At 58.2% G+C, this 18,549-nt stretch carries 10 protein-coding genes; 5 read left to right on the top strand and 5 right to left on the bottom strand.

Annotated elements, in window-relative coordinates; translation table 11 throughout:
- Window positions 1-80 precede the first annotated feature (80 nt).
- Entirely contained in the window at window positions 81-854 is a 774-nt protein-coding gene (locus O4G22_RS07825; protein ID WP_306701457.1) for a GDSL-type esterase/lipase family protein, read from the bottom strand.
- Window positions 851-1,030 (bottom strand): hypothetical protein, encoded by a 180-nt coding sequence (locus tag O4G22_RS07820; RefSeq protein WP_094135801.1) that lies wholly within the window; start codon window positions 1,028-1,030, stop codon window positions 851-853. Before O4G22_RS07820 ends, O4G22_RS07825 begins: the two co-directional genes overlap by 4 nt.
- A gap of 459 nt (window positions 1,031-1,489) precedes the next feature.
- Between O4G22_RS07820 and pflB the strand changes: the two genes are divergently transcribed.
- The gene (gene pflB / locus O4G22_RS07815) at window positions 1,490-3,757 is read left to right on the top strand and encodes a formate C-acetyltransferase (RefSeq protein WP_306701456.1); all 2,268 of its coding nucleotides are present in this window, start codon (window positions 1,490-1,492) and stop codon (window positions 3,755-3,757) included.
- 16 nt (window positions 3,758-3,773) lie between these two features.
- Window positions 3,774-4,553 carry a pyruvate formate-lyase-activating protein gene (gene pflA, locus O4G22_RS07810; RefSeq protein ID WP_297404083.1) on the top strand — a complete coding sequence of 260 codons (780 nt, stop codon included), beginning with the start codon at window positions 3,774-3,776 and terminating at the stop codon, window positions 4,551-4,553.
- A 73-nt stretch (window positions 4,554-4,626) separates the two neighbouring features.
- Here pflA and O4G22_RS07805 read toward each other — a convergent pair whose 3' ends face one another.
- Window positions 4,627-5,592: a glycosyltransferase family 9 protein gene (locus O4G22_RS07805; protein ID WP_306713850.1), complete on the bottom strand. Its 966-nt coding sequence runs from the start codon at window positions 5,590-5,592 to the stop codon at window positions 4,627-4,629.
- Entirely contained in the window at window positions 5,540-6,553 is a 1,014-nt protein-coding gene (locus O4G22_RS07800; RefSeq protein ID WP_306713849.1) for a lysophospholipid acyltransferase family protein, read from the bottom strand. Before O4G22_RS07800 ends, O4G22_RS07805 begins: the two co-directional genes overlap by 53 nt.
- A 282-nt stretch (window positions 6,554-6,835) precedes the next feature.
- Between O4G22_RS07800 and ykgO the strand changes: the two genes are divergently transcribed.
- The 3 genes from ykgO (at window position 6,836) to O4G22_RS07785 (ending at window position 8,814) form a co-directional block, all read left to right on the top strand.
- Window positions 6,836-7,000: a type B 50S ribosomal protein L36 gene (ykgO, locus tag O4G22_RS07795; RefSeq protein ID WP_065529996.1), complete on the top strand. Its 165-nt coding sequence runs from the start codon at window positions 6,836-6,838 to the stop codon at window positions 6,998-7,000.
- An 87-nt stretch (window positions 7,001-7,087) separates the two neighbouring features.
- A complete protein-coding gene (metX, locus tag O4G22_RS07790; RefSeq protein WP_306701454.1) occupies window positions 7,088-8,251 on the top strand; it encodes a homoserine O-acetyltransferase MetX in 1,164 nt (387 codons plus the stop codon).
- Between the two features lie 152 nt (window positions 8,252-8,403).
- Entirely contained in the window at window positions 8,404-8,814 is a 411-nt protein-coding gene (locus O4G22_RS07785; protein WP_094135791.1) for an OsmC family protein, read from the top strand.
- Window positions 8,815-8,929: 115 nt separating this feature from the next.
- On the opposite strand, the gene O4G22_RS07780 is transcribed toward O4G22_RS07785, so the two are convergent.
- Window positions 8,930-18,388 (bottom strand): autotransporter-associated beta strand repeat-containing protein, encoded by a 9,459-nt coding sequence (locus tag O4G22_RS07780; RefSeq protein ID WP_306713848.1) that lies wholly within the window; start codon window positions 18,386-18,388, stop codon window positions 8,930-8,932.
- Window positions 18,389-18,549 lie beyond the last annotated feature (161 nt).

Genomic DNA, 18,549 nt, shown 5'->3' with positions numbered 1-18,549 from the left:
GTATATTTCCTCAACCGGGGCTTTCTCTTCAAGCGCAATTCCCGCTTTCCTCCAAAAGATCGTTCATCAGGACGCTTTCCCTACTGCTTCCCTCCCCGGTATTTTGCATCAAGCTTTTTCAAAAGCACGGCCAGTTCCTTTTCCAAAACCTCATACCCCCTGGCATTGGGATGCACCACATCCTTCATGAATTCATTCTTCGGGGAAACACCGTCTGCGGAAAGAAGCGCCTTTCCCGGATTGGCAAAGAAAATGTTCTTTCCGTTATGCAGCCCCGCCAGAAGCCTGTTCGTCTGCTTCACCGGTTCCGCCAGGTTTTTCTCCTTCCGCGGGAGAACGCCCAGCAATAGAATTTTGGAAGAAGGGCATTTCTGGCGCACCAGGCGGACAAAAGCCCTGATATTGTCCGCACATGCCTGCGGCGTATCCTTGCGGTGCCCCAGATTATTGGTTCCCAGCAACACAATGATGACCCGCGGAGAAATGCCGTCCAGCTCCCCGTTTTGCACACGGTAATAGGCATTATCCACATAATCAAATCCAAAACCCATATTCGTCGCCGCATGCGGGCCGAATAATTTCTCCCAGGAACCCGCTCCCGTATTTTTTCCGTCACCGGAAGGCTCTCCTCCCCAATGGTGGGTAATGCTGTCCCCTATCATCACGTATTCAGGTTTGACGGTCCGGTTTCTTTTTTTAACGGCTTCATGCCGGGCATTCCAATCATACGGGTCCCGTTGATGGGGCTCCGGCTTCAGGGTAGCGGGCAACACGGGGGCCGGAACGGAAGATGCAGAAAACACCAGACAGTAAACCACCAGCAATATGGTGAGCATGCAAGATAGGAACTTCATGATAAAAAAGTGAAACCGGTTTTCATTTTAAGCAAATCCCGCCGGGCGATCAAGACCGCAGGCGGCACTTCCGCCGGCGGAATAAAAAAGACCACTGCCCGTCCGGCAAATCCCGCCATCATAAGACCCCAGGCAAACACCGCGTCCGGCCTTTTCCAAAATGCATTCCATTTCATCCATCTCCCGGCCTCTCCTGGAACAGGAGCGATCCCCCCTTCTTATTCTACTTCCATCAGAGAGAGGGCAGTTTGCCATACTTGCGGTCCATTTTCTTCAACAATGCGTTCAATGACCTCCCCGCATGTCGTCCCCCCGGCACAGGGATGCAGCCCATCCGCCGGCAGCCCGGGCTTTGCGGACACGCCGTCCTCCCCTGAAATTCTCCGCCGGGATTGGAGAAAAATACGTTGTTTCCGCCACTTTTCCGCAATCGTATTCCCCCCTCATCTCCCGTTCCGCAACGGACAAACAGGTGAAACATGCCAAGCCAACGCTCCCATATTCCGTTCACAAAGAATTAGCCTTGTTGTCCCCCGGAATTCACGATATAATTACGCGGCGCGGAGTTTTGCCGTTTCCGGACTTTCAGGGGTTGCGGAACGTTTTTCTCCGGTCTTCTTCACTACATTCCATTTATGATCAGCATAGTAAAAGACTTGACGGAATCCACCGCCCTTCCGCAGGAATGGCAGGGATTCAAGCCGGGAGCATGGACGGAGTCCATTGACGTACGGGACTTCATCCAGCATCATTATACACCCTATTCCGGCAATGAAGAGTTTCTTTCCGGCCCTTCCCAGCGCACGCTTCGTTTATGGGATGAACTGAAAGTCCTGCTGAAACGGGAAATAGACAACGGCGGCGTACTGGATGCTGATGAAGAAGTAGTATCCTCCATCACATCCCACAAGCCCGGCTACATTGACAAGGAACTGGAAGTGGTCGTAGGCCTCCAGACGGACGCCCCCCTGAAACGGGCCCTGATGCCCTTTGGCGGCCTGCGCATGGCCCAGCAGGCTCTGGAATCCTACGGGTTCAAGATGTGTGAGAAAACCGCGGATATTTTCAAAAAGATACGCAAGACGCACAATGAAGGCGTTTTCGACGCCTACACCTCCGACATCCGGGCGGCCCGTTCCGCCGGCATTATCACCGGCCTTCCGGACGCCTACGGTCGCGGCCGCATTATCGGGGACTACCGACGGGTGGCCCTGTACGGCACAGACAGGCTGATTGCCGAACGCCGCAAAGATCTCAAAAACCGTGAACATTCCCCCCTTACGGATGAGCTGATCCGTCTGCGTGAGGAAATGAGCGAACAAATACGCGCCCTGGAAGAACTCGCCCAGCTGGGCGCCTCCTATGGCTGCGACCTCACGCGCCCCGCTGCAAACGCCCGCGAAGCCGTGCAATGGACGTACCTGGGCTACCTGGCCGCCGTGAAGGAACAGAACGGAGCGGCCATGTCCCTGGGCCGTGTTTCCACTTTCTTCGACATTTATTTCACCCGCGACCTGGAACAGGGGCTCATCACGGAAGAGGAAGTTCAGGAAATCATCGACCAGTTCGTGATGAAGCTGCGCATCGTCCGTTTCATCCGCACGCCGGATTACAATAATCTGTTCTCCGGAGACCCCACCTGGGTGACGGAATCCATCGGCGGCATGGGAGAGGACGGGCGCACCCTCGTCACCCGCAGCTCCTTCCGCATGCTGCAGACCCTGTACAACCTGGGGCCGGCTCCGGAACCGAACCTGACCGTTCTGTGGTCCCGGGATCTGCCGGAAGCCTTCAAAAGCTTCTGCGCCAAGGTCTCCATTGAAACGTCCTCCGTCCAGTACGAGAACGACGACCTGATGCGTCCGCACTGGGGCGACGACTACGGCATCGCGTGCTGCGTGTCCGCCATGCGCATCGGCAAGCAGATGCAGTTCTTCGGAGCGCGCGCCAACCTCGCCAAGTGCCTTCTTTACGCCCTGAACGGCGGCGTGGATGAACTCAAGGGCAAGCAGGTGGCCCCGCCCTCCCCCCGCTATACGGAGGAAGTTCTCCACTATGATGAAGTGATGGCCCTGTACGACAAGATGCAGGACTGGCTCGCCAAAACTTACATTGACGCGCTGAACATCATCCACTACATGCACGACAAATACTGCTATGAACGCATTGAAATGGCGCTGCATGATCCGGAAATCCTGCGCACGATGGCCACGGGAATCGCCGGGCTTTCCGTGGCGGCGGACTCCCTGTCCGCCATCAAATACGCCACCGTGAAAGCCATCCGCAATGAAGAAGGGCTGATTGTGGACTTCAAGACGGAAGGGGAATTCCCCTGTTACGGGAACAATGACCCGCGCGTGGACGACATAGCATGCAGCCTGGTCAGCAATTTCATGGAAAAACTGCGCAAGCTCCACACTTACCGCAATTCCCTGCCCACCCAGTCTATCCTGACGATCACCTCCAATGTGGTGTACGGCAAAAAGACGGGCAACACGCCGGACGGCCGCCGCGCCGGGGAACCGTTCGCCCCCGGCGCCAACCCCATGCACGGCAGGGACAGGAACGGAGCCGTGGCCTCCATGCTCTCCGTAGCCAAGCTGTCCTATGACGACTCCCTGGACGGCATCTCCTACACCTTCTCCATCGTTCCGCAGGCCCTGGGCAAGGAGGAACGGGAACGCCGCGTCAAGCTCGTCTCCCTGCTGGACGCCTACTTTGCCGCTACAGGCCACCACATTAATGTGAACGTACTGGAACGGGAAACGCTTCTCGACGCCATGGACCACCCGGAAAAATACCCGCAGCTTACCATCCGCGTTTCCGGCTATGCCGTGAATTTCATCAAGCTGACCAGGGAACAGCAGCAGGAAGTCATCAACCGCACCTTCCACACCCGCTAACCCGGAAGACAAACGGATGCCGCAGGTTTTTCCACAAAACCATGACCCGGACGGGAAAAACTCCGTCACCGGTTTGGTTCATTCCGTGGAATCCTGCGGCACCGTGGACGGCCCCGGCATCCGCTTCGTCCTTTTCCTGTCCGGCTGCAGCCTGCGCTGCCGCTACTGCCACAATCCGGATACCTCCTACGTGCGGCGGGGTCGGACCAGAAGCGCGGATGATGTCCTCAGGGAAATAGCCCGTTACCGGGATTTTTTGCAGGCGGCGGGCGGCGGCGTTACCCTGTCCGGCGGGGACCCCCTCTTCCAGCCGGATTTTACCGGCGCCGTGCTGAAAGGCTGCCGAAAGCTTGGGCTGCACACCTGCCTGGACACCTCCGGCCATCTGGGCGCGAATGCAGACGAAAAAATGCTGGCGGATACGGACCTGGTCCTGCTGGATATCAAGGCATGGAATCCGGAACGGTACCGCGCCCTGACAGGCGGGGAACTGCGCCCTACGCTGGAGTTTGCGGAACGCCTGGCCTCCCTCCGCAAGCCCGTGTGGCTGAGGTATGTGCTGGTACCCGGCGTTACGGACAATCTGGAAGAAATTGAGGAACTCTCCCGCCATGCGGCACTCCTGGGCAACGTGGAACGCGTGGACGTGCTCCCTTTCCACCAGATGGGGAGATTCAAATGGGATGAATTGAAGCTGGATTATACCTTGAAGGACGTCCCGGAACCGTCCGCAGAACTGGCGGAACAGGTACGCGCCGTTTTCCGGCGGGAAGGCTTTCCGGATTGCGTGCATTAACCGGATTTGCGCGCCTTGGCGCCATCAACCGCAGCAAACCCCGGATACAGGAACCTTCCCCCCCTTTCCCAAATTATTCTTTCCCGGAAATTTCCCGCAAAGCATCCAGTACTTCCCGCACGGCAATGTGACGGTTGCAGGGGACATCCCGGTCACATGTCTCCCGGAAGCAGGGGGAACAGCACTGGTGGCTGTAAAGGGAGCGGTTGAACGTGCCCATAGGGCGGTACACATCCGGAAGCCGGGTGGAAAACAGAGTCACCACCGGAAGCCCCCGGAAAGAACAGAGGGACGGGAAATCGCCATCCACGGCTACCGCCGCCGCAGCGCCGTCCATCACGGAGAACAGAGCCTCCGGCGTTCCCACCGCGAGCTCCACATTCAAATGTTCCGCCAGCGCGGCGGCGCGCTCCCGGTCTTCTTCCAGAGCCGCCAGCACCGTCCTGCCCGGCAGAAGGGAAACCAGCTCCGTCCACTGCTCCCTGCTCCATTCACTGGCGCTCCCCAGACGGGAAAACGGAGCAATTAAAATAGGGGCGCCTTCCGCCGGGGCCGCTTTTTTCACAGGGAACAAAGACGGTTTGCCGACGTCCAGCCCATGCAGCCCACCCAATTGCAGATACAGCTGCACCCGGTGCACCGGGGGGGCGGCGCGCAGGACGGGGGCCTTTACCCGGAATTTGTATTTCCGGGCGCCGGGATGCGTGTCCAGCCCGGAGAACATCATGGGGCCATACGGTTCCAGCGCTTTCAGGGTTTCCATATCTCCATCCAGCATGACGCCCAGATCCAGCGGGCCTTCATTGTAAAATTCATCTGCCGCCAAAGCTTCCCGAAGCTGCTTCAGGGAATCGTGCGGCAGCACATGGGTAACTTCCGACACCGTCTTCCATATCCCCAGCTGGGCAGACGGGCAGATGACGTTCACCTGCATGTCGCACCGGACGGTTTTCAGGGCACGAATCAGGGGAACAGTCGCCAGGGCTTCATCCAGCGCCCCGGGAACGGCTACCAGAATGCGGTACGGCTTCAGCTCCATATTTTCCAGAAGCGCAGCCGTTTTTTTTATCCTGCGGAGCAAAGCGGTCAACGGATTTCCACCGGTGGTGCATCCAGAACACATCCAGCACGGATTCCCGGATCAACGTTTCCAGCCCCCTGTTCACTTCAATAGTATCTCCCGCCAGAGAGCCGTCCGACCCGGAAAAATCCACCACATTCCCCATATCCGCTATCCAGTGTCCGGGAGCGTCCGTGCGCACCGCTATGGCCACCATGTCCGCGCCCGTCCTTTTTCTCAGCAGAGCGGGCAGCGGAGTCGTGCCGGTCACCTTGCCGAAGAAGGGGACATACACCCCCTCCCATACAAACTGGTCGCTCAGCACGCCCAGGGCCCCTCCTTCCTTGAGCATTTTCATGGGCGCCTTAATGCCGCCCTCCTTGGAGAACATCTGAGTTCCACGTTCCGTGCGCCGCTGGTACACGTATTCCTCCATCAGCGGATTGTCAAACTGGCGGTACATGGATCCGTAACGCTCCACCTCCGGGTAAAACGCGCGTATTCTCGCCAGCGCTTCCCAGTTGCCGGAATGGGCTATGGCGCAGACCTGCCCGCGCCCTTCCAGCACAGGCGCGGCAAACTGTTCGTGCCCTCCGACCGTCACGCAATGTTTCAGCTGCTCATCCGTCAGGGTGGCCGTCTTCGCGGAACACAGGAAATTGGCAATAGTCCTTTTGAAATTTTCCCTGCTTAATTTCTGCAATTCCCTTCCGCGCAGGGCCGGATTCAAAACGATGCGCAGGTTTCTTTCCACAATGTTCCGGCGCTGGGGAAGCAAATGCCACGCCACGGCCCCTGCCGCGCGCCCCAGACGGTACAGCGTTTTCATGCCCACGAGCTTCAACAGCCCTTCCATGAGCAGAAACCCTTTCATTCCCAGATGATGAACAAACGCATTCCGGGAAGCCGGGGTGGAATCAGAAGAGGAAGAATCAGTCATAAGGAAACCGGAAAAGATGTTATACGAATCCCTTCCAGTCCACAAACCCTTTATTCCCCGGCTGCCCCCATTCCCGCACTTTATCTTTTCGGATAAATCATGTCTTCTCAAAATTGTTCCGCCGGACCGGAATTCAAAGCCATCCATGCCCACGGCATATTCCTCACAAAAGCATCCCCGAGGGGACCGCATCTTACTTTTGGCAAAGAAATGACTTTACAATTCTTAACTAACCGGTATATTCCGTCTCCCGAACCGAACACCAAACCGGAGTTATACACCATGAAAGTTCTTTCTTCCTTAGCCTCTATGAAGCGCCGCCACGCAGACTGCCAAATCGTGAAGCGCAAGGGCACGCTGTATGTGATCTGCAAGAGCAATCCCAAGTTCAAGGCCCGCCAGGGCGCTACGGCAGGTACGCGCCTTTCCAAAAAGGGCGTCAAGTAATTCCCTGGCCCAGCACAGATTTCAAGAAGACCGCCGCCCGCCGGGTGCCGGTCTTTTTTTGCTGACCAAGCATCTTTCCGTACAACCATGCTGCCTCCTGCCGTCCAAACCAAATTCCTGCATCTGTCCAATTCATTCTCCCTGAGGAATGGAGCTGCACTGGACAAGGTATGCGTCGCCTATGAACAGTACGGAAGCCTGACGCCGGAAAAAGACAACGCCATCCTGCTGTTCCATGCCCTTTCCGGCAGTCAGCACGCCTACGGCTACAATCCGGAAGTCCCGGACACCGGCTCCCTCTGGAAACCAGAAAACCACGAAGGCTGGTGGAACAGCATCATCGGCCCCGGCAAGCCGCTGGACACGGACCGCTTCTGCATTATCTGCGCCAATTACCTGGGAGGATGCTACGGCACCACAGGCCCCGCTACCCCCTGCCCTGCGGACGGCCAGCCCTACGGCTCCCGCTTCCCGCATGTGGAGGTCGCAGACCAGGCGCGCCTCCAGGCCCTTCTGCTGGACAGTCTGGGCATAGAACGCGTTCATCTTATGGGTCCCTCCGTGGGCGGCCTGATCGCCCTCAGCTTCGCGTGCCAGTTCCCGGAACGGGTACGGAGCTTCATCTCCATCGGTTCCGGTTACCGGGCTTCCATTGAACACCGCCTGTCCCTGTTTGAACAAATCCTGGCCATTGAGCTTGACCCGGATTTCCAGGGCGGAGATTATTACCGGGGGCCGGCGCCCAAAAAAGGGCTGGCGTTCGCCCGCATCATCGGCCACAAATCATTTGTTTACCAGGAGGGGCTGGAACAGCGCGCCAGAAAAGAGGTGGGTGGCCAATACGGCCTGCTCACGTGGATGACCCCCACCCGCAGCACGCAAAGCTACATGCTTCATCAGGGGACCAAGTTCGCGGAACGCTTTGACGCCAACTCCTATATCCGCATTGCGGATATGTGGGCGGAGTTCGACATCCGCGACCATACCCCGGACGGAACCTTTCAAACCGCCCTGGAAGGCTTCCGCCGCGCAGGGATTCCCGCGCTTGTCTTTTCCATTGATACAGACTGCTGTTTCCGCCCGGCGGAACAGCAGGATTTCGCGGCGCAGCTTGAAGCCGCCCATATTCCCACGGAGTTCCATACCATCGCTTCCACCAAGGGACACGATTCCTTCCTGCTGGAGCCGGAGCTTTATGCGGAACCCATCCGGCGAATTCTGACGGCAAAGCATCCGAAGAGGTCGGCGTAAGCTTTTTCCCGCCGTGAGAAGGTAAAAAGAAAAAATTGACCATGTCATGGAGGAACGGCCGGGTTCCCTGCACCGCGGAACCACACGGCGCTTTCATATGAAAATAACCTGATTCGGATGAACCCGGACGGGGTTGCCGCTGTCAAACCTTCATGACTGATCATTATTATACCTCCGAAACGGAGAATGTCGGGCAATTCCGCTGCGAAACCACCTTTATTCCTTCCAACATCACTTTTGCCACGGACCTGCCCGCTTCTTTTGAAGGCCGCGCAGAATTCCCCTCCCCCGGCGTCATGCTCGGCTCCACGCTCGCCTCCTGCATGATGAGCCTTGTTTCCGTGGTCGCGGCCAGAAAAGGAGTGGATTTGAAAGGCATGCGCGTTCTGGCGCGTGCGGCGGAATCATCCAGGGGAATTGAAAAAATTGAACTCAAGGCCATCATGCCCCTGGAAGGCAGCCACCCTCTCCGCGCCATGCTGGAAAAAACCGCCATGTCCTGCCCTGTGCGCCAGGCGCTGCGGCCTGATTTGGAAACGCCCATTGAATGGGAATGGAAGTAAGCCGCCATCAGGGCCAAAAACTCAAGCTTGAAGTTATCCTCAAAATCCCTCCTGTTTATAAAAAAGCCGCTGCGGAATCATCCGCAGCGGCTTTTCGATTGCCAACGTTTTTCCTTTAGAAGTTGTAGCGGTAGCCGACGCTCCCGTTGATGGAGCTGGAACCGCTGCGGACATCCGCGTTGCCGTCCACGAAAATGACGCCCTTGGTGCCCACGGGAACGCTCAGCCCCGCACCAATCTGGAAGGCCGTGCTTCCAACCTTGGCGCCATATACCGGACGCGTATAGGAAGGATCCGCCAGGAAGCCCACATTGGCCTGTCCGCGGCGGTCTCCCATATCCTGGGAAACGTTCACCCGTACCTCTCCCAGCGCTTCACGCCCGAAGATGTTGGACCCCATGAGGCCGGAAAGACGGGCGCCCACAGCGACTGCCGCCGTGGTCAGTTCCTGGTCTTCCACCCTCAATCCGGCATTTCCGGCAGAGCCGCTTTCCTGATAACCGTCCATGCGGGTCGTCACAATGGAAGCGTTGAATAAAGGCTGGAGAATCACGCTCCTGTCTTCATTGAGAGCGATGTCATACGCCAATTCGTACATGGCTCCGAAACCGGCCCCCGTCGTACTGCCGTGGGCCTGGTAAGAACCCGTACCATAGTTCACCGTGCGCGTCAGCGCGGCATCATTCCAGCCGCCCGTCAGGATCAGCAGATGGGACCATTTGCGGGACTGGTAGCGGACGAACAAATTGACATAGTAACTGTCCAGGTCTCCATCCGCCGTATCCGCAGCATTGGCTGTCAGGCTTCCGTAATTGGCCGTAAACGCCGCTCCCGCCGTAAAGCGGGCGTTGATATCCACGTCCATGCCTACCGTGCCGCCCCAGGTAGTAAGTTCGTAGCCGCTTTCATCGCCCTTGGTATCCAGCTTGGCATAGGACCCTGTCCCCTGCATCCACATATGGAAGTAGGGCATGTCCTCATGAACGTATGCGGGATTAACGCCCATCTGCGCCACGCGGTTGCGTATCCAGCCCATCTGGTCACGCAGGGAGTCGCGCTGGGCGATGCCCAGGCTGGTGACCGTGCTGCCGGCGGCGGCGGCCAGTTTGCGGGCGGCCCCGGAATAGTCGCCAGAGTTCTGGGAAAGAAGAACAGAGGTGTAGAAATCGCGCAAAACAGTGCCCTCCTCCATGTGGTAGCGGGAATTCCAGAGGATGTCCGCTCCCGTGGAGGCATTCCGCGTCAGGGACGAGTTACGGAAAATGTTTTCCGTGCGCGCCGTGCCGGTGAGGATGATGGCCGTCATGCTGTCATTGGTGGCCAGCTCCAGATTTTCATACATGGAGCCAAGAATCATGTCCTGAAGGGTGACGTTGCCGCCCAGGGACACCAGCGCGCCGTCCGTCGTCTTGAACAATTCCATATTCAGCGTTTCCGCGCTCCCGGAAACCAGGGTATCCAGGTTGTTCATGACCAGCGTGACTTCTCCCGTCCCGTCTCCCAGCGTAATGTTGCCGCTGGAAGTAACGAAAGGATTGCCCAGGCCGTCCACCGTGGTGGCGGAAGTGGTAATGGCAACCGTGCTGTCCCCCGTTACGCTCAGGCCGTCCGAGCCAAGCGTCAGCTGGGTTTTAGGATCGTCCGCACTGCCGATATTGAGCGTGCCGCCGTTCACGGTAATCCCATGATAGGAAGCCTGGGCGGGATTGCCGCCCTCCCCTGCCGCTCCGGCCAGGGTCAGGACGCCGCCGTCACTCACATTCAGGAGATAACCCGCATTGCCCGCACCCTTGAGAGTCTGGACGCTTCCGTTGCCGGATTTGACGTTGAGCGTTCCGGATGCCCCGTCCAGCGTACCGGTAAAGGTATGGGAGGCGGAGGAGTTGATCGTCATTTCCGCGCCGCTCAGCTTCAGGGCTCCGCCGCCCGCCAATCCGGAAACGGTATTCACGGAACCGGTTGCCGCGGACAGGGCGGAACCTTCACGGATGTCCAGCAGAACACCATTCAGGGAAGAGCCGTTGCCCAATGTCAGGGAGGAGTCCGTGCCCGTGCCGCCCAGGGTCAGCGTACCGTCCCCGGAGATAGTCACCTCCGTGACATGGCTACCGGCCTGCTGGCCGGTAAGAACCATCTGGGTTCCGTTACCCAGGTCGAGAGTTCCCCCCTCCGCGCCGGAAGCCAGTGTTTCCACCGTAGTTATGCGGGACGCGCCGTCATCACGGCCGCCCAGCGTTATGTCTCCGCCCGCGAGTTCCAGCTCAGTAAGGCTATTGCCGGCGCCGTTCAGGACGATGTTCCCTTCCGAGGAAGTGAGCCTGGAATCATTTCCGGTGAAGTTGCCCTCCACGGTGAGGGTTTCCGCGCCTTTTTTGACAAAATCCACATGGTCCCCGCTGATGGTTCCGCCGTAGCTGTTGCTGCCGGCGTCAACGTCCTGAACCAGATCCACCACGACGTGGTTGGTGGCCGCATCATCCGCCGTATTCGTCACCACCAGCGCACCGTCGCTGCCGACCAGATTGCTGACTTTCAGGCCGTCTCCGTTCCGGGAGGCTTCCGGCGCCCCGTTCAGGCTCACATGAAGCGTGGTGCCATTAATACCGACGGACTTGTAGGGATCCAGAGCGGCGTAATCGCCGATATTGGGGTCGTCTGAATCGGGGGTGGTGTCCACCAGATAGACAAGATCCGTATTGCCGCTGACCATCAGCGTCCCGTTCGCACCCAGGACTTCCGTCACGGTATAACCGAGAGAAGTCAGAAGAGGAGAGAATCCGATTTGCTTGAAATTGTCCACAGCAAGGGTTCCCGTTGTCAGTACAAGCCCTACGCCGTTAACGGAATCCCGGTTGGCGGCGAGCAGGTCCAGAACGCCCTGGTTGCTAAGGTTGATGGTTATGTCGGCGGCGGAGAGCGTCAGGCTGTCCGCATCAATGACGCCCTGTCCGGTTGTTCCGCCCGCGGTAAGGCTGCCGGAATCCAGCTTCAGCGTCACCGTCTTGCCCGTCATGTCCAGAGCCCCGGAAACGCCTGTAAGCCGGGAGTAATCCTCCATGACGATGGAGCCGACCATGGAACCGGACAAACCGCCCAGGTTGATCGTATTCAGGTCTCCCTGCGTTCCGGCGGAAGCGGCTACTTCCACATTCCCGGCGGTTTTGGCTTCCGCGTTTTCCAAGCTGCCCTTCGTAATCAGAATGACGTTGGCCGCATCCAGGGAAGCCAGATCAAGAACGCCGTCGTTGACGGTGACCCGCCCGGACCCCAGGGAGTCAGCCCCTCCCAAAGTAACGGTGCCCGTTCCCGCGAGGGTAGTGGAACCGGTGAACCCGGTGTTGCCGGCCGCCAGCGTTATCTCTCCGGCAGTATCGATGACCAGGGAGCCGTCTCCGGAGAGGGACCCGGCCCAGGCGCTCCCGTCACCCAGACGCGCCGTAGCGCCGCCCGCAATGGAGAGTGCGCCCTGGAAGGTGTTCGCTCCAGTGAGTTCCAGCGTTCCGGCGTTTACGGATACCGTGCTGCCGGCCGTGCCGCTGATGACGCCTCCGTAGGAGAAATCGCGGGCAAAGGCCAGCGTGGAGTTGTTCTGAATGTCAATGCTGTCCCCCAGTTTGGCCACATTGGCGGAATTCACGGTAACCGTGCCGCGGTGCACCTTGAGCTGACCGTCCAGGTTGACGCCGCCCGCCAAGGTAATATTGCCCGCGCCCTGGGTGGAGAACGCCGTTCCGCTCAAATCGCCGCTGAAGGTGAAATCCTTGGTGGCAAAGACCTGGTTGCCCGTAAAGACAACGTCATTGGCAAACGTTCCTCCGGCTGTTCCGTTCCATTCCGTACGGACGTTGGAATCCGCCAGTTTCAGCGTGCCGTCCGCACCCATCGTTACGTTATTCAACTGGAAATAGCCGGACGTCACGGACAGGGTTCCCTGAAATTCCGTACTCATGTTCAGAACATTGGCCCCATAGCTGGTTCCCAGGCCCACGGAAACGGTACCAGTGCCGGAGGCATTCAGGTTCAGCGCCGAGTTGTCATTAGCCCCGCTGACCGTCAGTACGGAACCGTCCGCCAGTTCCACGGTTTTCCCATTGGCCAGAGCCTTGGCGACGGTGGCGGTCACCTCCCCGCCCAGTATCATGGAACCGCCCGTCCAGGCCATGTTGTCTGCGGTAAACGCCGTGGCAAAAGAACCGGAAGCCAGATTGAGGCTGCCGCCCTGCAGGTTGATCATGCCCATTCCCGGCTGAACTTCCGCAGTAGCCAGCGTGAGCATGCCGTCCGTAACGGTAATGGCGCCGGACCCCAGGGAGTTGGCGACCTGAGCCACCAGTTCGCCCTGCTGGACGGAAATATCCCCGTTCCAGCCCGTGTTGTCCAAATTAAGGGTCAACTTCCCTTCGCCGCGCTTGGTCAGCGTTCCCTGGGCGATTTTTCCGGAGCCGTCGGAAACGAAGACATAGTCGCTGCCGGCGGCGTTGTTGACCGTGATGGAGGCCGGATTCACAGCCCCGGACAGGGTGACGGTTCCTGCTCCGGCCGTGTTGAAGATCAGATCCTTCCCGGCAGCCGTTTCCGCGGAGCCTTCAATGCCCCACATGGCGCCCGTGTTCGTATCGCTCCAGTTCACGCCTTCCGTTCCCTGCCAGATCCACACGTCCCCGGCGGAAGTCACTACCAGCTTAAGGGCGGTATTGGTCTGCTGCAGTTCGTAAATCAGCGTTTCGTCTCCGACATACCCGGCCCAGTTAAAGACGGCGCTGGCGGAATCAAGACCGCTGGCGGCGGAAATCAGGGTATATTCCCCGGCTTCCGTAATGCCTTCAAGCCCGTTCAGCGTAAGGTTGAACGTTCCGGAGCCGAAAGCCCCACCCACTCCGAGCGAGGAGCTGATATCCAGCGTCAGCGCGGCGTTGGCAGCCAGGTTTAAAGCGCCCGCAGTCGTCATCCGCGTATTGGCCGCCATCGTGATGTTCCTCAGGGAAGTAGCCCCTGAGGCAGTAAGGGCGAGCGTTCCCCCCTGAATATCCGTCAGCCCCGTGTAGCTGACCGTTCCTCCCAGCGTCAGCGTCTCATCGCCGACTTTGGTCAGGGACAAAACGCCGGATTCGTCATACGCAATGGAAGTGGCCCCGTACGAGAGAACAATACCGCGGTCTGTGAGCGTGCCGTTGTACGTGCCGGATCCCACCGTCAGCGTACGCGCGCCGCCTACGGCTCCCACCTGGGAATTCGCCGTTCCGTCCAGAGAGGCAATCTCAACATCCCCCAGCACGCGCATGAAGGCAAATCCGGTAGTGTCCGTTCCGGATGTCAGAGTAACGCCCCCCTGAGAAACGGAAGTGCGCAGATCCAGCCCGGCGCTGTAGCCGTTTGAGGCATTCATGGTGATCATTCCGGTAAATCCGGAAGCGTCTCCGCTGATGATGAGTTTGCCGTTGGCATTGTACCTGCCGTCGCCCGCTCCGCGGCTGTACGTCAGGGAACCGGCTCCGGTGAGCGTCCCGGTGAAGCCCATTTCCTTGGCCCAGTTTTCCCTGCCCACCAGGGAGACCGCCCCGTTGACAGTAACGGTTCCCGTAAAGTCATGCTGATAATTGGTGGCGTTTGCCTGGGAAGCATCCACCCATTTCAGGGAAACGGCATCAGACGCGTTTGTTCCTAAAATCAAATCGGAACCAATGGTGTGGTGGGAATTTCCCGAACTGTTGCCGGCAATAATCAGGGACGTGCCGTTCTCCAGCGTGACGGAAGAACCGGCGCCTCCCCAGCGGATGGGCGCGGTTCCGTTCCCCACCTGGACATCCCCCTCCTGCACCACGATGTGGCCGGAGTTGCTCCCCGTCAGTTTCAACAAGCCCGTGCCGGTTTTCCGGACAGTTCCTTCCCCAATGATGGCATTGCCGAAAACGATGTCGGACGGAGTTGCCAGAGCAATCGATGAACCGGCATCCGGAGAAAGGGAGAATACCGGGTTGGCGACGGCTCCCAAATCCACCGTCACCGTCGCTCCATTGGCCGCTCCCAGGAAAGAACCGGCCTCCCAGGTTACCCCCGTGCCAGGCAGGGCCGTATCATAACCAAATGCCAGAACGCCCTGCGACACGGCTACAGTAGTACCCTCGCCGAGTATGGAAGAGGTTCCGAGAACCAACGTTCCCGTTCCTTCCTTGGTAATGGCCGTACCGGCTATTTCTCCCGTCCCCGTCAATTCATAACGGGTGGTGGAGTTGCGGACAAGCATGGAGCTTGGCGAAACCTCGGAATCCAGCTGTACAACAGAGTTAGAGACTCCGGCCTGGTCTGCAAAGGAAACCGCCAGACCGTCCTCATACGAGGCGGGGGCGTCGCCATCCGTCCAGACGTTTTCCGCGCTCCAGGTTCCGCTTTCACCGCCCGCCCACAAGAGGAGGGTTCCCGCCGTATAAACAAGGTCTTTGCCGTTTTCGGAAACGGTGACGGTTCCCGCCACGCCGTCAGCAAAGGAAACCTTAATGGAAGATATATTGGACAGGCCTGTAGTTGAAAGGACGGACATGCCGTCTGTCAGGGAGCCGAATTCGGAAAGATCCAGGCTCAATTCTCCTTCAGCGGAAAGAGCGAACGTACCGTCCACGCTGATTCCCGTTCCGGCGCCGCCCGCCAGCGCCAGCACGCTGGAACCGTCCATGTTCAGGTTCCCCGTAAAGAAGGAATCCTGGAACATGGTCACGATGTCAAAACCGGTAATAACCGTATTGGAAAAGGAAATGGCATGATCCGCCGTATTTCCGTAACCGCCCAAAAGCAGGGAGGAGGTGCCCCTTACCGTGCCTCCTGATGCATTCAGCGTGCTGCCCCTACGGAATACTGCTTTCTTGACGGTAAGGGTAGCGTCCCCGTTTACGGAGGATCCTGTTCCCCCGCCGCCCGCATAAAGAGCGCCCGCATAAGCGCCCCCATCCAGCGTCAGGCTGGAATTGCCGCTGACGGTGGATGTTCCTGAAGAACTGTACCCGCCGCCGTAAACAGCCCCGGTAAAGACGGCGTCACTGGCAGCGGTGATGCTGACGTTGGAATCGCCTCCTATCGTATATGCCCCGGAACCGCCCGAATAGGAACCGCCCACGATGCTCTTGACAAAATTGCCGGATGCCTCTCCCAAATCAATCGTCACATTGGTGCTTCCGGTAATGGCGGCGCAGGACGCGGAATTGGCTTCATAAGCGCTGCCGCCGATGATGAAGCCCCGGACGACGGAGTTGAGCGAAATGGTTTCGTCCGTGACGCTTTGCATGTTGCGCACGACGACGTGCGTGCTGCCGTCAAGGTTGTTTACGGAATTATGGGCGGCTGTGCCGCCGCCTATCAAACTGCCCTTGATCACGGCATTCCCGTCCACAGATACGTAAACGTCTCCCGTAATGCCTGCCGCCTGGCCGTCCTTGTAATTGCCGCCCACTATCCAGTTGACGGAGGTGTCCCCCTGAATCTGAGTATGGACGTCCCCCGTAATGTCCCACTTCCCGGAACCTCTCCAGTTGTTGGCATAGCTGCCGCCGATAATCAGCTTGTAATTGCCCCCCAGCACATCCGTCCAGATGCCGGTGGTGATTTGCGTAGCCGTGGCATTGTCGGCTGTATTGTAGTAGCCGCCGGCCAGCGTCACTTCCGTCAGGTCTCCCGTTCCGGTGACGGCATTCACGGACCCGAATCCCTCCTGCATGGAAGAAGGCCGGATGCCGTAGAGGGACAGATCCTGCTGGTTCGCCAATATGCCGATAGCGGAAGAGGGAGCCTCTTCCAGACCCCAGGCAGAATCCCATACGGTCTCACTGGCGCCGGAAGCCGTAAAAGTGATGACTGTTTTTCCGTCCACAGTACTGATTGTGTACAGGGATTCGTCAACATCCGCCAGAGTGAAGCCAGACCCCAGATCAACGCCCAGGTTATAGGAGGTGTTCACCAGGGCTTCAGAACCGAACAGGTCCTGGAATTCCTGAAAACCGGAGAAATCAATGAGGCCGGAAGTCAGCGTCACGTTCTGCAGCACGCTGCCTACATTGTCCATGGAAGTATAATACAGGCGGCCTCCATCCACCGTCACATTGCCCGTGATCTCCCCGGAACCGTTGGCAAGGATGCCCATCGTTTCCCCTACCGTGAAGGCGTCCTGGAAATGCATGGTGCCCGCAGAAGCGGAAAGGACGCCGTTTCCCGACAGCCCCGCCACGGTCATGGTTCCGGCCCCCGCATCCAGTCTGCCCCCGGCAAGAGCGGCGTTGATAGAGCCGACCTTGGAGAGAACGGCGCCGGAATTGACGGTATAGGTTCCCGTAAGCGCTACGTTCTCGGAAAGATGCACCCATCCCGACTGGGCAACAAAGTTGCCGGCTCCGGTGATGGAGTTGCCAATAACATCCGCCGTTTCTCCCGCAGTACCATAATACGTCACATACTGGGAACCAGTGGAAGTGGTTACGGCAGCATTGCCAAGGGAACCGGAAGAACTAATTCCCAGGGAGGTGAAGTTACGCGTAACGGCAATCGTCCCTCCAATTTCATTGGAGGCATTGAGCAGGTTGTAATAGGTATATTCATTCGCGCCGCCGCTGATGGAGAAACCGCTTGCCGCGGTAAGAACACCGGAAAACTTCACGTTCTTGCCCCAGCTGGAAGTCAGATTGACGCCGCTGCCGAACGTCGTCGCTCCGGAAAAGTTAAAACCGCCGCTATTGACGGAAGTGGCGTTATAGCCGGCATACCCCGCCACGGAAGGACCGTCCTGTACGTTCAGCGTGGTGCCGTCACCCATCACCAGTTTCTGGGACCAGGTGACATTGCCGGAAAACAGGGAAAGAGTGCCGCTGCTGATTTTAAGAGTGGCATCAGGAGAGGACGCGGGAGTAAGCGCCGTACCATTGTTGGAATTGCCCAGGGTGAAGGTCCCTCCCCCCGTATAGTCCACTGTCACGGTCCCGCCGAAACTGCCGCCGTAGGAGGAAGAATTCCCCGTGATGGTCAGCGTAGTCCCCTCCCCGGTGATCAGAGCCGCGGTATTGTTGTATTCCAGCTTGCTGATGGAAGTGTTCACGCCGGCTTTCAGGACGGAAGCTCCCGTCGTGTAACCGTGGCCGCCCAGCTTGATCGTTGCGTATTGGGCAGCCTGCGCGTGGTTGAGATTCAGGATGTTATTCTGTGATCCTCCCGTCGTGTTGGAATAAAGGGAAATGATTCCGTTGAAGGTCCCTGCTCCGTTCAACGTCAGCGTGGAAAGGCTGGCGCCCCCGCTGGCCACGCGGTTTACCGTCAGTATGGCTTCCGGGGCCGTTCCGTTCAAATTGGTGATGGTGGCCGTGCCGGCTCCGGCAAAATTCAAGGTGGTAGAAGCCGTGACAGTACCAATGTCATAGGAGGCCGTACCTCCCGCCGCCACATTCACCTGCGTTCCGTCAAAGGCTACATCCGCCGCATAAGACTGTGATACTGTCATCAAAAGACCAGAAACTCCTGCCAGCGTGGCAGTGCCAAGCGTTACTCCGGAAAAGGAGGTCATCAGGGCAGCCAACAAATTCAAAGGGAGGTGTAATTTCATGTAACGTTTGATAATTAGGTATTTAATGAAACAAATAAGACCCTTTCCCACAACACGGCAAGGGGAATATGATTGTGAATATAAATAAGGAATTCGCAATCCGCTGTCAGGTTAATGCAGCAGTTATTCAACGTTTTCGGAATAACAGGATTGTATTCGAT

Source organism: Akkermansia muciniphila (assembly GCF_030848305.1).
Lineage (GTDB): Bacteria > Verrucomicrobiota > Verrucomicrobiia > Verrucomicrobiales > Akkermansiaceae > Akkermansia > Akkermansia muciniphila_A.
The sequence above is the reverse complement of the archived record's forward strand: the minus strand, read 5'-3'. Positions and strand labels throughout refer to the sequence as shown.